Annotated in this window: 15 protein-coding genes; 6 read left to right on the top strand and 9 right to left on the bottom strand. The window is 65.5% G+C overall.

All coding sequences use genetic code 11. From position 1 onward, the window contains the following. Positions 1-18: 18 nt before the first annotated feature. From QX121_RS22190 to QX121_RS22180, 3 genes are all read left to right on the top strand, one after another. On the top strand, positions 19-681 hold the full coding sequence (locus QX121_RS22190; RefSeq protein WP_315813029.1) for a sulfite oxidase-like oxidoreductase: 663 nt from the start codon (positions 19-21) through the stop codon (positions 679-681). A gap of 168 nt (positions 682-849) precedes the next feature. After that, positions 850-1,215 carry a hypothetical protein gene (locus QX121_RS22185; protein ID WP_315779585.1) on the top strand — a complete coding sequence of 122 codons (366 nt, stop codon included), beginning with the start codon at positions 850-852 and terminating at the stop codon, positions 1,213-1,215. 858 nt (positions 1,216-2,073) lie between these two features. After that, positions 2,074-3,291, top strand: a complete 1,218-nt coding sequence (locus tag QX121_RS22180) for a bifunctional alpha/beta hydrolase/OsmC family protein (RefSeq protein ID WP_315813028.1) — start codon at positions 2,074-2,076, stop codon at positions 3,289-3,291. Position 3,292: 1 nt separating this feature from the next. On the opposite strand, the gene QX121_RS22175 is transcribed toward QX121_RS22180, so the two are convergent. Beyond that, complete coding sequence (locus QX121_RS22175; RefSeq protein ID WP_315813091.1) at positions 3,293-4,339, bottom strand: YeeE/YedE family protein; 1,047 nt, start codon at positions 4,337-4,339, stop codon at positions 3,293-3,295. 214 nt (positions 4,340-4,553) lie between these two features. Here QX121_RS22175 and paaI point away from each other — a divergent pair, with 214 nt between their 5' ends. Next, positions 4,554-5,021, top strand: a complete 468-nt coding sequence (gene paaI, locus QX121_RS22170; RefSeq protein WP_409998887.1) for a hydroxyphenylacetyl-CoA thioesterase PaaI — start codon at positions 4,554-4,556, stop codon at positions 5,019-5,021. A 43-nt stretch (positions 5,022-5,064) separates the two neighbouring features. After that, the gene (gene paaK / locus QX121_RS22165; protein ID WP_315737213.1) at positions 5,065-6,393 is read left to right on the top strand and encodes a phenylacetate--CoA ligase PaaK; all 1,329 of its coding nucleotides are present in this window, start codon (positions 5,065-5,067) and stop codon (positions 6,391-6,393) included. A 246-nt stretch (positions 6,394-6,639) separates the two neighbouring features. On the opposite strand, the gene paaE is transcribed toward paaK, so the two are convergent. The 8 genes from paaE to QX121_RS22125 form a co-directional block, all read right to left on the bottom strand. Further along, positions 6,640-7,719, bottom strand: coding sequence for a 1,2-phenylacetyl-CoA epoxidase subunit PaaE (gene paaE / locus QX121_RS22160; protein WP_315737212.1), 1,080 nt, complete (start codon positions 7,717-7,719; stop codon positions 6,640-6,642). 132 nt (positions 7,720-7,851) lie between these two features. Beyond that, positions 7,852-8,355 carry a 1,2-phenylacetyl-CoA epoxidase subunit PaaD gene (gene paaD / locus QX121_RS22155; RefSeq protein WP_315813027.1) on the bottom strand — a complete coding sequence of 168 codons (504 nt, stop codon included), beginning with the start codon at positions 8,353-8,355 and terminating at the stop codon, positions 7,852-7,854. Then, on the bottom strand, positions 8,349-9,125 hold the full coding sequence (gene paaC, locus QX121_RS22150; protein WP_315813026.1) for a 1,2-phenylacetyl-CoA epoxidase subunit PaaC: 777 nt from the start codon (positions 9,123-9,125) through the stop codon (positions 8,349-8,351). Before paaC ends, paaD begins: the two co-directional genes overlap by 7 nt. Before the next feature lie 132 nt (positions 9,126-9,257). Continuing rightward, complete coding sequence (paaB, locus tag QX121_RS22145; RefSeq protein ID WP_315737209.1) at positions 9,258-9,545, bottom strand: 1,2-phenylacetyl-CoA epoxidase subunit PaaB; 288 nt, start codon at positions 9,543-9,545, stop codon at positions 9,258-9,260. Between the two features lie 13 nt (positions 9,546-9,558). Further along, entirely contained in the window at positions 9,559-10,548 is a 990-nt protein-coding gene (paaA, locus tag QX121_RS22140) for a 1,2-phenylacetyl-CoA epoxidase subunit PaaA (RefSeq protein ID WP_315813025.1), read from the bottom strand. A gap of 78 nt (positions 10,549-10,626) precedes the next feature. Continuing rightward, positions 10,627-11,508 (bottom strand): phenylacetic acid degradation operon negative regulatory protein PaaX, encoded by an 882-nt coding sequence (paaX, locus tag QX121_RS22135; protein ID WP_315798121.1) that lies wholly within the window; start codon positions 11,506-11,508, stop codon positions 10,627-10,629. Between the two features lie 93 nt (positions 11,509-11,601). Further along, positions 11,602-12,078 carry a phasin gene (locus tag QX121_RS22130; protein ID WP_315715766.1) on the bottom strand — a complete coding sequence of 159 codons (477 nt, stop codon included), beginning with the start codon at positions 12,076-12,078 and terminating at the stop codon, positions 11,602-11,604. A 188-nt stretch (positions 12,079-12,266) separates the two neighbouring features. Beyond that, positions 12,267-13,037 carry a hypothetical protein gene (locus QX121_RS22125; protein ID WP_315798122.1) on the bottom strand — a complete coding sequence of 257 codons (771 nt, stop codon included), beginning with the start codon at positions 13,035-13,037 and terminating at the stop codon, positions 12,267-12,269. A gap of 146 nt (positions 13,038-13,183) precedes the next feature. Here QX121_RS22125 and QX121_RS22120 point away from each other — a divergent pair, with 146 nt between their 5' ends. Next, positions 13,184-14,104, top strand: a complete 921-nt coding sequence (locus tag QX121_RS22120) for an alpha/beta hydrolase (protein ID WP_315757803.1) — start codon at positions 13,184-13,186, stop codon at positions 14,102-14,104. The last annotated feature ends 56 nt before the right edge of the window (positions 14,105-14,160 follow it).

The following is a 14,160-nucleotide window of genomic DNA, read 5'->3' as shown; positions in this document are numbered from 1 at the left end:
CACGGATGAGGTGCCGTCATGGCTGACGAGTCCGGGCTACCGCCCGAGAGCAAGCTGACCCGCAGCAAGGAGCGCTGGGCTCACGAGGGCAAATTCCTGACCGGCCGGATCGTGCGGCCCGAGGACCAGCGCCTGCCGCCGGGCCAGCATCTGACCCGCGACTGGCCGGTGCTCGATCTCGGCCTGACGCCCTCGGTCACATCAGAGCGCTGGCGGCTCGACGTCTATGGCGCGGTGGAAAATCCTCTGTTCTGGGACTTCTCCGCCTTCCTCTCCCAGGAGCAGCGCCAGTTCACATCCGACATTCATTGCGTGACGACCTGGTCGCGCTACGACAATCAATGGGAAGGGCTTGCGACGCGCGACCTGCTTGCCGCCTGCCGGCCGCGCGACACAACCGATTTCGTCGTGCTGCATTCCTACGACGGCTACACGACCAATCTCGCACTGGAGGACTTCGCCGCCGAGGACGCCCTGCTCGCGCATAGCTGGTCCGGCGCGCCGCTCACCCAGGAGCATGGCGGCCCGGTCCGCATCGTCGTGCCGCATCTGTATTTCTGGAAGAGCGCAAAATGGCTGAAGGCGATCGAATTCCTGGACAAGGATGCGCCCGGCTATTGGGAGGTGCGCGGCTATCACAACCGCGGTGATCCCTGGGCCGAGCAGCGCTATTCGGAGTGACGGGCTCCGCTCGAGCCCCCCAACGGAGACCGTAGGGTGGGCAAAGACGCGAAGCGTCGTGCCCACCGCCGTCGCCGCTGAAAAAGAAGCTGAAAAGAAAAGAATAGTGGGCACGCTCCGCTTTGCCCACCCTACGGGCTCAGTTTCCGAACCTGCCAGAGATATCGCATGGAGTTCACCTCAGAAACCGGCAAGATCCCCAAGGGCTACGGGTATCTTCTCAAACCGAGCGTCATCCTCGCCGCACTGACCGCAAGAGATCTCGGCGGCATTCGCATCCACCTCGTTCGCAGCCACGGCAGGCGTCTGTTCGATGCGCGATATCGGCCGCCGGACGGCGACATTCCTTATGAGCGTCTCAACATCAAAGTCGGCACCGCGCACGAGCGGGACTTGCCTGGACTTCGTCGGCGCGCGAAGGACGAAGCCCTGCCCGCGCTCGTCCAATGGATTTCCGACCTCGTCGCGCAGGACCTGCCGACAGCGATCCGGCACGGCGAACAGGAGATCGAGCTTCTGCCGCCGCGAGAGTGATCATGGCCTGGTCTTGAGATCGATCGCTTGCCTAGGCTGACCGGAGTCCGACTGCATATGGAGATACGTCGCGACGAACAAGTACGCCAGTTAGTTACTCCGTCATGCCCGGGCTGGTCCCGGGCATCCACGTCGTTCCCAGCATGCCGAACGGCGTGGATGGCCGGGACAAGCCCGGCCATGACGACCTTGAGGCAGGCGAGCGCAAAACTACGATCGTCAAATGCGATAGCCCCCGGGGCGGACCGAACGGTGATGGCGTCAATAATGTGATCCCTCGTCCCGACTCGTTTCCACAAAATATGCCCCTTGCATATTTCTGAAAATCGTGATTTACTCACCGCCGTCCCGCCTCGTTGCAGAGGGGCGTATCGCGATCGTCACGGACGTGGAGCGCGGGATGCGGTGGGCGCAACGGGTTGCAGCGTGGTCTTCCATGCGGACGAACGATCCGGTGCGCACGGCGAAATCGTGTGGTCTCGGCGCCGCGGTGCTGGCGTCAAGTCGTGGTGCGGATGACGCGCATCGCGATGACGGGGGCAAGACAGCCGTTCCCCGGAGAGAGCACGTATAAGCCGTTCCAACCATTGCGCAGGGAAGGCCGGGATGTCCTCAGCCGTACCTGTGGTTCTGCCGCCTGCATTTTTTCCGCAGGCGGGCCATGGGGGCGGCAGGCTCCCGACCTTCCCTGCGCCCTCTCGATTGCAGAGGGCGAATAGCCGCAAAGCTCGGGCCGTACAGGCCGCGAGAATGCGCCATCATGTCTGCTGGTATGGCCTTATCTGTTGTATGACGATGTGAGACGATGCGGTGTCATCGCCTCGAGCGGTAGTGAAGACGCAACGAATGGGGCACGATATGCCGACCGAACGTTTCCAGTTTGAAGGCGCAAGCGGCGAGCAGCTTGCCGCTGCGCTCGACCTGCCCAACGGTTCGCCGCGCGCTTACGCGCTGTTCGCGCATTGCTTCTCCTGCGGCAAGGACACGCATGCGGCGCGGCGCATCGCCATGGCGTTGACGGCGCATGGCATCGCCGTGCTGCGGTTCGACTTCACCGGCCTCGGCTCCAGCGAAGGCGACTTCGCCAACACGACGTTCTCCTCCAACGTCGCCGATCTTGTCCGCGCCGCCAATCATCTGCGCGAGACCCGACAGGCGCCGGCGATCCTGATCGGCCACAGCCTCGGCGGCGCCGCCGTGCTGGCGGCCGCCGGCGACATTCCCGATGCGAAAGCCGTCGTGACGATCGCCGCGCCTTCGGATCCGGGCCATGTCACCAACATGTTCAAGGACGGCCTCGAGGCGATCCGCCGCGACGGCTCGGCCGAGGTCTCGCTCGCGGGGCGCCCGTTCCGGATCAGCAGCTCCTTCCTCGACGACATCGCCGAGCAGCGCCTGCTGGACAAGGTCAAGCATCTGCACAAGGCGCTGCTGGTGATGCACTCGCCTGTCGACGAGACCGTCGGCATCGACAACGCGACCCACATTTTCGTCGCTGCCAAGCATCCGAAGAGCTTCATCTCGCTCGATCACGCCGATCATCTCATCAGCAGCAAAGCCGACGCCGCCTACATCGCCGAGGTGATCGCGAGCTGGGCCGGCCGCTACGTCGCACCGGCGCCGGTCGAGCCGGCGGCCACCGATGGCCCGCGCGACGTCGTCGTGCGCGAGACGCGGGCGAGCAAGCTGCAGCAGAGCATCGCGCTCGGGCCCCACCATCTCACCGCAGACGAGCCGCTCTCCGTCGGCGGCCAGGACTCCGGTCCGGGCCCCTACGACCTTCTGCTCGCGGCGCTCGGCGCCTGCACCTCGATGACGATGCGGCTCTATGCCGACCGCAAATTGCTGCCGCTCGACCTGATCACCGTGACCCTGCGTCACAACAAGATCCATGCGGAGGACTGCGCGGCGTGCGAGACCAAGGTCGGGCTGATCGATCAGCTCGAGCGCGAGATCCACATGGACGGCGCGCTCGATGAGGAGCAGCGCAGGAAGCTGATGGAGATCGCCGACAAGTGCCCGGTGCACCGGACGCTGACGTCGGAGATCCGCATCGTCACGCGCGCGACGGACTGAGCTAACGCGCCGCTTCCGGCTCCATCTTCAGCGGCCGCACGCGCAAGGCGCCGCGCAGGCCTGCGGCCGTGCCGATGAAAATGCCGGTGATGGCAACGAACGATGGCAGCGCCAAAGTGGAGAGTCCCGTGAGCCCCTGCCCGACCGAGCAGCCCAGCGCCATCACGCCGCCGATGCCCATCAACGCGGCGCCGCCAACCGAGCGCAGCATGTGATTCGGCGAGTGAAAACCTTCGAGCTTGAAGCGGCGCGTGACCAGCGCCGTCACGAGACTCCCCGCCAGCACGCCGGCGACCGTTGCGATGCCGAAGTTCACCGTCGAGCCGGTCGACAGCATCACATATTGCAGGCCGTCGGCGATCGGCGCGACGAAGGTCAGGGACGCCACCGGCACCGGATTGAACTCATCGGCGCCGAGATAGCCGGTCGCAAACCATCCGGCCGCGACCAGCAGGCCGACGACGAGACCGGCGAATATCTGCCCGGCCGCGCGCCGGAACGGCGCATGCGCGAAGGCGAACGCGATCAAGACGCCGCCGAGCGCGAGCGCCGGCAAGAGGCGCGCTGGCGCACCGTGCAGGCCGCCGGCCGACAGCAGCGCAGGAAGCGATGTCGCCGCGGCCGTGGTCTGCGAGGCCTGCATCAGCGCGATGCGCAACGGCGCGATCAGGCCCTTCAACGTCATCTCCGCTGCGATCGCCAGCACCGTCACCACGACGAAGGAGCGCAGATTGCCGCGACCGAGCAGCACCAGCGCGCGCGAGCCGCAACCGTTGGCGAGCACCATGCCGTAGCCGAACAGGACACCGCCCAAGAGCATCAGCGGCACCGAGAAGGTCGGCTGCAGATAGATCGATTTGCCGAGATCGACGGCCCCGTTGGCCGCGAGCAGCTGTGTGGCGACGATGGCGATGCCCATCGCCAGGGCGAAAGTTCGCACCAGCCGGCGGTCGCCGTCGGCCCACCAGCCGCGCAGGCTGCTCATCATGCAGAAGCCGCTGAGCAGCCCGACCACGCCATAGATCAGGCCGATCATGAGACCGGCCATCACGGCCAGATTGGCGGCTTCGGGCACGTTCAGGAATCCTTCCGGTTGCGGACAACACGCGCGTTGCGCAGGCAGCGCTTTCGCTTGACGCGCGCAGAATATTTGCCACGATGTCGCACCTAACTAGATGAGAATGCTTGTTCCAACAAGCATCGACGGGAGAGAACGCCGTGATTTCAGAAACGCATCCTCAGGGGTGGCCGACGCATCGCGCATGCATGGAGGCCGCACGGTGAGCGGCGTGGCGACACTTTCCCCCGACGCTCTCGCCCGCGCCTGCGCCGACGCGATGTGGCAGGATGATCGCGCCAGCCAGGGGCTCGGCATGCACATCGTCGAGATCGGCCCCGGACGCGCCACCCTGCAGATGCAAGTGCAGCCTCACATGGTCAACGGCCATGGCATCGCCCATGGCGGCTTCATCTTCACGCTGGCCGATTCCGCCTTCGCATTCGCCTGCAACTCGCACAACGACCGCACCGTGGCCGCACAGGGCAGCATCAGCTTCATCCGCCCCGGCAAGCTCGGCGACGTTCTGCTTGCCCGCGCGCACGAGGTGTCGCGCAGCGGGCGCTCCGGCATCTATGATGTCCGCGTTACGGCAGGCGACACGGTGATCGCCGAATTCCGCGGCCATTCGCGCAGCATCGGCGGCACGCTGGTCCCGGCCGCCGCGAGCTGATCCGCTTCCCTATCGCCCCGCGCCCCTGCCGGAGGACCTGACCATGACATCGACCAAGCTTCAATCGACCGGCAGCTACGTTCCCGAGATGGACGAAACCGAGCGGGCCTCGCGCGACGAGATCATGGCGCTGCAGACCCGCCGGCTCGCCTGGTCGCTCAAGCACGCCTACGACAACGTCGCCCATTACCGCCAGGCTTTCGACAAGGCCGGCGTGCATCCGTCGGATTTCCGCGAGCTTGCCGATCTGGGCAAGTTTCCGTTCACGGTGAAGACCGACCTGCGCGACAATTACCCGTTCAACATGTTCGCCGTGCCGCGCGAGCAACTGGTACGGGTGCACGCCTCCTCGGGCACGACCGGCAAGCCGATCGTGGTCGGCTATACCCGCAACGACATCGCGACCTGGTCGGCCGTGATGGCACGCTCGATCCGCGCCGCCGGCGGCCGCAGCGGCATGATCATCCACAACGCCTATGGCTACGGCCTGTTCACCGGCGGCCTCGGCGTCCACTACGGCGCCGAGCAGCTCGGCTGCACGGTGGTGCCGATCTCCGGCGGCATGACCGAGCGGCAGGTGCAGCTGATCAATGATTTCCGCCCTGACATCATCACCGTGACGCCAAGCTACATGCTGGCAATCCTCGACGAGTTCAAGCGTCAGGGCCTCGATCCGCGGCAGAGTTCGCTCAGGATCGGCATCTTCGGCGCCGAGCCATGGACCAATGCGATGCGCGCCGAGATCGAGGACGCATTTGCGATGGATGCCACCGACATCTACGGCCTGTCCGAGGTGATCGGCCCTGGCGTGGCGCAGGAATGCCTGGAAACCAAGGACGGACTGCACATCTGGGAGGATCACTTCTATCCGGAGATCGTCGATCCCGACACCGGCAAGGTGCTGCCCGACGGCGAGATGGGCGAACTGGTGTTCACCTCGTTGACCAAGGAGGCCTTCCCCGTCATCCGCTATCGCACCCGCGATCTGACCCGGCTGCTGCCGGGCACCGCGCGGCCGGGCATGCGACGGATGGAGAAGGTCACGGGCCGCTCCGATGACATGATCATCCTGCGCGGCGTCAACCTGTTCCCGTCACAGATCGAGGAGATCCTGCTGTCGACCGAATGGTGCGGCGGCCATTTCATGCTGGAGCTGACGCGCGAGGGCCGCATGGACGAGCTGACGATCTACGCGGAGTCGCGACCGGAGCATTGGGACGAGACCGGCCTCGGCGCGCACGCCGAGCGCATCTCCATCCACATCAAGAACACCATCGGCCTCACGGCAAAGGTGAAGGTCGTCCCGCCCGACACGCTGGAGCGCTCGGCCGGCAAGGCGAAAAGGATCAAGGACAAGCGGCCGGTAGGGTAGCCGTTCAGAGATGAAATCGAGATTGAGCGCCGATGACAGTGAGCTCCCTCGCCCCGCTTGCGGGGCGAGGGTTGGGGTGAGGAGGGCTCTCCACGCACCGAACTCGCGGAGAGTCCCCCTCACCCGGATTGCATCTAACGATGCAATCCGACCTCTCCCCGCAAGCGGGGCGAGATGCAGCGAGCGAGCCGAGCGAGCGTGCTCACGTCAGCCTCGATCAGCAGTCGAAATTTCGCGGCCACTACCTCACACATGATCGTAGTCCACCACCACGCGCTCCGTCACCGGCCTGGCCTGACACGTGAGCACAAAGCCAGCCTGCAGCTCCCATGGCTCCAGCGAGTAGTTCAGCTCCATCTCCGCTCTCCCCTCCACCAGCTTGGCGCGGCAGGTCGAGCACATGCCGCCCTTGCAGGCGAAGGGCAAGTCCACACCGGCGCGAAGCGCGGCGTCGAGAATGGCCTCGCCGTCGGCGACCGGGACCTCGCGGCGCTTGCCGTCGATGATCAGCGCGGCGATCGCCTTGGGGGGCGCCGTATCAGGCACGACAGCTTTCGGCCGCGGCTTGCCGCCGGCGCCCGAGACGAAGCGCTCGACATGGACGCGCTCGTCAGCGATGCCGAGCGCGCGGCAGGTGGCCGCGATGTCCTCGCTCATGCCGGTGGGGCCGCAGATGAAGACATGATCGATGCTCTCGGCCGGCACCAGCGAACGCAGGAGCACGCGCACCTTCTCGCCGTCGAGGCGGCCGTGCAGGATCGGCAGGTCCTGCTCCTCGCCGGAGATGACGTGGAACACCGAGAAGCGGTCGAGGAAGCGATCCTTCAGCTCCTCGAGCTGTTCGCGGAACAGCATGCCTGCGGTGGTGCGGTTGCCGTAGAACAGGAAGAAGCGGCTGCGCGGCTCCCGCGCCAGCACGGCTTTCACGATCGAGAGGATCGGCGTGATTCCGGAGCCGGCGGCAAGGCCGACATGAGTACGCGCGGCCTCAGGCTGCAGTGCCACGCCAAAACGGCCGGTCGGCGTCATGACGTCGATCTCGTCGCCGCGCCTCAATTCGTCGGTGACGAAGCTGGAGAATGCGCCGCCATCGACACGCTTCACGGCGATCCGGATCTCGTCGTCATCGGGACCGGAGCAGATCGAATAGGAGCGCCGGACCTCCTCGCCGCCGAGCGTGGTCTTGAGCGTGAGGTATTGCCCTGGCGCGAAGCGATAGTCATCGGCAAGCTCGTTCGGAATCGCAAAGGTCAGCGACACCGCATCGGGCGCCTCCCGGCGCAGGTCACGGACGGCGAGACGATGGAAGCGTGGCGTTGTCGACATCGAACCTATCTCCACGTCATTGCGAGCGCAGCGAAGCAATCCAGAGCTGCGCACTCGACTCTGGATTGCTTCCGCCTACGCCCTTCGAGCTTCGGCGGACAAGTCGCTGCGCTCGCGATGACGGCTGCTGCATCAGTGGCACTTGAAATAATCGAACGGCTCGCGGCACGATTTGCAGCGCCACAGCGCCTTGCAAGAGGTCGAGCCGAATTCGGCGAGCTGCTCGGTGTTGGCGGATCCGCATTGCGGACACGCAACCTCGGCCACGCCGAACAGCGCGCGCCGGCCGCTCGACGGCTGCGGCGGCGCGATGCCGTACTCCCGCAGCTTGCGTCGCCCCTCCTCGCTCATCCAGTCCGTGGTCCAGGCCGGCGACAGCACAGTGCGCACGCTGGCCTCGCGGAAGCCGGCGCGCTCCAGCGCCAGCTCGATCTCGAGCGCGATCATGTTCATCGCCGGGCAACCGGAATAGGTCGGCGTGATCGCGACGTCGACCCGTTCGCCGACCACCTCGACCTCGCGCAGCACGCCGAGATCGTCGATCGTCAGCACCGGGATTTCCGGATCGGCCACCGACGCGGCCGCGTCCCAGGCGCGCTGGCGCAGCTCGGCCGGGCTGGTCTCGGCGACTACCACGTCGCACCAGGAAAACTGCGCTGCATGTATTGCAGCTCGCTGAGGAGATGACCGAGATGCTCGCTGTGACGGCCGTAGCGGCCCCCCTGCTGCATCCAGTCGTTCTCCGGCAGCACCAATGTCGCCTCGCGCGCGACATGCGAGACGATCGACAGCCATTCCGGCAGCAGCATCGTCGGATCGATCGCAATGCCGGCATCGATCAGGCCGCGCTCCGCATCGTCGACGCCGAACATCTCACCGGTAAAGGCCCAGAGATCGTCGACCGCGACTTGCGCGCGGGCGTGGCTCTCGTCGGTGCCGTCACCGAGCCGGATCACCCATTCGCTGGCATGGCGCAGGTGATAGGCGCATTCCTTCTCCGACTTGGCCGCGATCGCCGCGAGGGTCGCATCGGTCGAGCCCATCATGCCGCGCCAATAGAGATCGGCGAACGCCGCGTAGAACAGCTGGCGCACCATCGTGTGCGCGAAATCGCCATTAAGGCGTTCCACCAAGAGCAGGTTGCGGTACTGCCTGACGTCTCTGAGGTAGGCGAGCTTGTCCTCGTCGTTGTCGCGGCCCTCGACTTTGGCCGCATAGCCATAGAGCTCGCGCGCCTGGCCGATCAGATCAAGCGCCATGTTGGACAGCGCCATGTCCTCTTCGAGAACAGGCGCATGCCCGCACCATTCCGACAACCGGTGACCGAGGATCAGCGCATCGTCGGCGCGGCGCAGCGTGTAGAGTACGAGCGGCGTTTCGGTGACGGTGATCGAGGGAGCGGCCATGTAGTGATCCAATCGGCTGGCTACGCGTTCCGTCATTGCGAGCGCAGCGAAGCAATCCAGGGATTCATCCGAGCAGGCAGTCTGGATTGCTTCGCTGCGCTCGCAATGACCACGACTGAGATCCTCAGCCGATCACATATGCCCGACTTCCTCGGGCACCTCGTAGAACGTCGGGTGGCGATAGATCTTCGACTCCGCCGGCTCGAACATCATGCCCTTGTCGGCGGGATCGGACGCGGTGATCGCGCTCGACGGCACCACCCAGATCGACAGGCCCTCGCCGCGGCGGGTGTAGATGTCGCGCGCGGCCTGCAGCGCCATGGTCGCATCCGGCGCATGCAGCGAGCCGCAATGCTTGTGCGCGAGCCCGTTGCGGCTGCGGATGAAGACCTCCCACAACGGCGTGTTCGGCGTCGCCATTTCGATCTCCCTGCTATTCGGCCGCTTGCGCCATCTGGCGCCGCGCGCGCTTCTCTGCATAGGCCGCGGCGGCCTCGCGCACCCAGGCGCCGTCGGCATGCGCCCCGCGGCGCGCCGCCATCCGGTCGCGGTTGCACGGGCCGTTACCGGCCAGCACCTGCTTGAACTCGTTCCAGTCGATCGGGCCGTGGCGCCAATGGCCCTGCTCGTCCTGCGTCATCTCGGGATCAGGAATGGTGAGCCCAAGATACTGCGCCTGCGGCACGGTGGCATCGATGAACTTCTGGCGCAGCTCGTCATTCGAGAAGCGCTTGATCTTCCACTTCGTCGAGGTGTCGCTGTGCTGGCTGGCCTGGTCGGGCGGGCCGAACATCATCAGCACCGGCCACCACCACCTGTTCAGCGCATCCTGCGCCATCGCCTTCTGCTCGGCGGTGCCGCGGCAGAGCGTCAGCATGATCTCGTAGCCCTGCCGCTGATGGAACGATTCCTCCTTGCAGACGCGGATCATCGCGCGCGCATAGGGACCATAGGAGCAGCGGCACAACGGAATCTGGTTCATGATCGCGGCGCCGTCGACCAGCCAGCCGATCACACCGATATCCGCCCAGGTCAGGGTGGGATAGTTGAAGATCGAGGAGTACTTCGCCTTGCCGGCCAGCATCGCATCGACCAGCTCCTCGCGCGAGGCGCCGAGCGTCTCGGCGGCGGCGTAGAGATACAGCCCATGGCCGCATTCGTCCTGGACCTTGGCGAGCAACGCCGCCTTGCGGCGCAGGCTCGGCGCGCGCGTGATCCAGTTGCCCTCGGGCAGCATGCCGACGATTTCGGAATGGGCGTGTTGGGAGATCTGCCGGATCAGCGTCTTGCGATAGGCCGACGGCATCCAGTCATTGGGCTCGATGCGCTCCTCGGCATCGATGCGGGCCTGAAAGCGCGAGGCGCGTCCAGCGTCCTCGGCGAAGCTGCCCTCCTCGGGCGAATTGAGCGCCTGCGTGTACATGCGGCGACGTCCTCCCAGGACTTGGTTGCCGCCAATATATAACGATATTTTATCCGTGCAATCGAATTCTGTAATATATCAGGGTGCCTCATGCACGTCGGCGAAACGCCGCTGCAGCGCCGCGCCGGCCTCCGGCAACGGGCCCTGATCGTTGGTCGCATGGGCGTCGAGCCAGCGCTCGGAACCCGGCAGCAGCAACCGATAGATCTCGCCACACAGCGCCCGGGCCTGCCGTCCCGGCCAATTCCCCGGCAGCAACTCGGCCGGCAGCAGCGGATCGCGCAGCACGATGCGCCGGTAGTGGTGAATCAGCAGGATCCGCGCGGTGAAGGCCTGGCCGGCGGAGAGCGCCTCGCCGCGCGCGATGCTGTCCTTGAGCGGCGCAAAGGAGGCGGTGAACTTGCGGTACGCCTCCGCCGTCCGCTCCAGCGCCCAACTCTCGGCCACCAGCCGCCGTGCCATGTCGGAGCCGGCCGACGCCTGCAGGCGGATGGCACCCTCCACAGCGTCAGGGACGGCGATGCTCGCGGGGGCCACGAACACGCCGGGCAGCGGGCTGCCGAAACCGGCATCGCGCAGGGCGGCGCGCGCCTGCTCGCGATCATCGGCGCTGCCGATCAGCAGCAGTTCGAAGCTGCCGTTCCATTCCGCCGGCGGCGAATCGTAGATGTGGCGGGTGGCACCGGCGAAGGTCTGCTCGCCGCGCCGGGTCAGGCGATAGAAGCTGTTGCGGCCTATTCTGGTGCGCTCGAACCAGCCTTCCGCCGTCAGCCGCGACATCGCCGTGCGCACCACGCTGCCGTCGATGGCCAGCCCTTCGAAGAAGGCGAGCAAGGTGCCGAGCCAAACGCTGCCGCCCCGCGGCACGATGGCGTCGCCGAACACGGTGATGATCAGCGACCCCGTGCGCGACGGCTCGCTCTTGAGCTGATGGACGATCCGGGACAGCGGCTGCGGCATGGCGAAGGCTTTAGCCGGTTTCACCCGATCGCAAAAGAAAAGGCCCGCACGATGCGGGCCTTGCAGGTTGATCGTCTGACGCGCGAGACGCGCTCAGGCGGTCTTGTTGTAGGCCTTGGCCATGTTCTCCTGGGCGAGCTTGGCACCCTCGGTGACGAGCTTGCCGACATACTCGCTGGTCGACTTGGCGCGCGCGACGAGCGCCTCGCCACGGGCACGGGCCAGCTCACCCTGGATCTGGACGGCCTCGCTGATCGACTTGGCGGACGCCAGCCGGTCGATGCCGTCGAAGAAGGCCTCGGTGTCCTGATACAGCGCCTGCTGAATGTTGCGGCTGATCTTGCCGGCCTCGGTCACGCCGTCGAACACAGCGGTCTCGATCGCCGACGTCACCTTCTCGGAGCCAGCGAGGGCCTCCGCAGCGCGCTCCTTGGCGGTCGACGCGGTCTTCTTGACGAACTCCCGCGCGGACTCCGGCACTTCCATCGTCTGCAGGTTCTTGAACGCGTCGGTCACCGGTGCAAAGGCGTCCTTGACGGTGTCGAACACGGTATTGGTCTCGGTGGTCATGGCTGTCTCCATCCTCAATGGTTCTGAGCTATGGGCTCACTCCGTCCCTTATGAAACCGGAGTGACTCAGCTATATCATTCCGAATGGTGCGCCGCAACATAAATGTTGCAATGCACCATTCTAGGCTGGGACAAAAGGACTCGCCACCTCAGAGCGCCCCTCGCAAGTCGGGGCGTTCGGGCGAACCTCAGTGCTCGGCAGGGGCGCCGCCGTGCTTCTTGTTGCGGTTCTTCCCCGGCCGGGCCGCCTCGGCCGGCTTTGGAGCCGCCTCATCAGCCTTGGGCGTGGCGTCGACCGGCTGCGACGGCTTCATCGTGTCGAGCATGGCCCGGATCGCGCGCAACTCTGCCTCGATCGCGACTGTCGGTGACGGATCGGGTGCTTTGGCAGCGTTCAGCGTCTGGTCGAGCAATGCTTTGATCTCGCTCAACTGAGGCGTGACGTCGACGGCGGGTTTCGCCGCCGGTTGCGGAGCCTTGGTTGCGGCAAGAAGCTCGTTGAGCAAGTCCTTGATCCCCTTCAAGTCCGGCGTGACGTCGCGCGGCGGCGCCACGACTGGCGCCGGCGCCTTGGACGCGGAGAGAAGCGAATCCAGCACGCTCTTGATCTCGTTCAACTGCGGAGCGAGATCGGCGGGCGTCGTCGCGGGCACCTGCGCGGAAGCCAGCAGCTCCTTCAACAACGCCCGTGTCTCCGCCAGCTCGCCCTCGATGGAGGCGAGCCGCTCATTCAAGGCGGTGAGCTGACCACGGCTCGGCACGTTCATGCCGGCGAAGTAGTTTTCCATCAGATCGACCATGGGCTTCTGTCCGTTTCCTGAACCAGTTGCGGGATCATTGGAGGATGGACGGGGCGTCACGCCCATCGGGCGCAGCCGCGTGAAGGCGCTGAAGCTCCTCTGCATCTCACCGACCATCTGCTGCCAGAATGCGATCGGGTCGCCGGATTTGTTCGCCATCGGCACGCTCCTTCAGACCAACACAAGACTCAAACACAACCTCTCATAGCACGCCTTCGTTGCGGTGCGGGAGAACTTGTAGCTTGCTTCTCTCAAGCAACAGACCCATGCCATAGAGGGTTCCAAGGCTTTGAACGAGGGATCAAGTGACTGCAACTGCTCATCAGCTGCCGCAGACTGTGCGCGCCAACGGTATCGACATCTGCTATGAGATCTTCGGCGACCCGGCTGCCCCTCCCCTCGTGTTGATCATGGGCCTCGGCGGGCAGATGATCATCTGGTATGATGAGTTCTGCGAACAGCTCGCAAGCCGCGGCTTCCGCGTGATCCGCTTCGACAACCGCGACATCGGCCAGTCGAGCAAGCTGCATGGCGGTCGCCGGTTGACGCCGTTCGAGCTGATCAAGCTGCGCTTCTTCAACATTCCCGTCTCCGCACCCTACAAGCTGCTCGACATGGCCAAGGACACGGTCGGCCTGATGGACGCGCTCGACATCAAGTCGGCGCATCTGGTCGGCGCCTCGATGGGCGGCATGATCGCGCAGGAGATCGCGATCTCCTTTCCGCATCGCGTGCGCTCGCTGACGTCGATCATGTCGACGACCGGCAATCCGCGCATCCCGCCGCCGACGCGCGAGGTCGCGATGCTGCTGATGGCGCCGCCGCCGAAGACCAAGGACGAGTACATCAAGCGCTTCCAGAAGACCTGGAAGGCGCTGCGCGTCGGCTCATTTCCCGAGGACGAGGCAAGTGACGTGGCGCTCGCCGAACGCTGCTTCGCGCGCGGCATCAATCCCGCCGGCGTCGGACGTCAGTTGCGCGCGATCCTGGCCTCCGGCAGCCGCAAGCCGCGGCTGCATCTGGTGACGGCGCCGACACTCGTGATCCACGGCAAGGTCGACCCGCTGGTCCATCCCACCGCCGGCAAGGACACCGCGGAGTCGATTCCAAATGCCAAGCTCCTGATGATCGACGGCATGGGCCACGCCACTCCGCGGCCGATGTGGCCGCAGATCATCGACGCGATCGCCGAGCACGCGCACGGCGCGAATGCGCAGGCGGCTTAGGAGAGCCGACGCGCTGCGTCGGCAGGCTTGACGACACCTGTTGTTGTTTGTTGTTG

This window comes from Bradyrhizobium sp. SZCCHNR2028, assembly GCF_032380995.1.
Lineage (GTDB): Bacteria > Pseudomonadota > Alphaproteobacteria > Rhizobiales > Xanthobacteraceae > Bradyrhizobium.
The sequence above is the reverse complement of the archived record's forward strand: the minus strand, read 5'-3'. Positions and strand labels throughout refer to the sequence as shown.

Coding starts and splice junctions, on each gene's coding strand:
- QX121_RS22185 (WP_315779585.1), top strand. CDS start 850: ATGGAGTTCACCTCAGAAACCGGCAAGATCCCCAAGGGCTACGGGTAT.
- paaI (WP_409998887.1), top strand. CDS start 4,554: ATGCATGGAGGCCGCACGGTGAGCGGCGTGGCGACACTTTCCCCCGAC.
- QX121_RS22130 (WP_315715766.1), bottom strand. CDS start 12,078: ATGACCACCGAGACCAATACCGTGTTCGACACCGTCAAGGACGCCTTT.
- paaE (WP_315737212.1), bottom strand. CDS start 7,719: ATGTCGACAACGCCACGCTTCCATCGTCTCGCCGTCCGTGACCTGCGC.
- QX121_RS22175 (WP_315813091.1), bottom strand. CDS start 4,339: ATGGCCGGTCTCATGATCGGCCTGATCTATGGCGTGGTCGGGCTGCTC.
- QX121_RS22125 (WP_315798122.1), bottom strand. CDS start 13,037: ATGGCGAACAAATCCGGCGACCCGATCGCATTCTGGCAGCAGATGGTC.
- paaC (WP_315813026.1), bottom strand. CDS start 9,125: ATGGCCGCTCCCTCGATCACCGTCACCGAAACGCCGCTCGTACTCTAC.
- paaK (WP_315737213.1), top strand. CDS start 5,065: ATGACATCGACCAAGCTTCAATCGACCGGCAGCTACGTTCCCGAGATG.
- paaX (WP_315798121.1), bottom strand. CDS start 11,508: ATGCCGCAGCCGCTGTCCCGGATCGTCCATCAGCTCAAGAGCGAGCCG.
- paaB (WP_315737209.1), bottom strand. CDS start 9,545: ATGGCGACGCCGAACACGCCGTTGTGGGAGGTCTTCATCCGCAGCCGC.
- QX121_RS22180 (WP_315813028.1), top strand. CDS start 2,074: ATGCCGACCGAACGTTTCCAGTTTGAAGGCGCAAGCGGCGAGCAGCTT.
- QX121_RS22190 (WP_315813029.1), top strand. CDS start 19: ATGGCTGACGAGTCCGGGCTACCGCCCGAGAGCAAGCTGACCCGCAGC.
- paaA (WP_315813025.1), bottom strand. CDS start 10,548: ATGTACACGCAGGCGCTCAATTCGCCCGAGGAGGGCAGCTTCGCCGAG.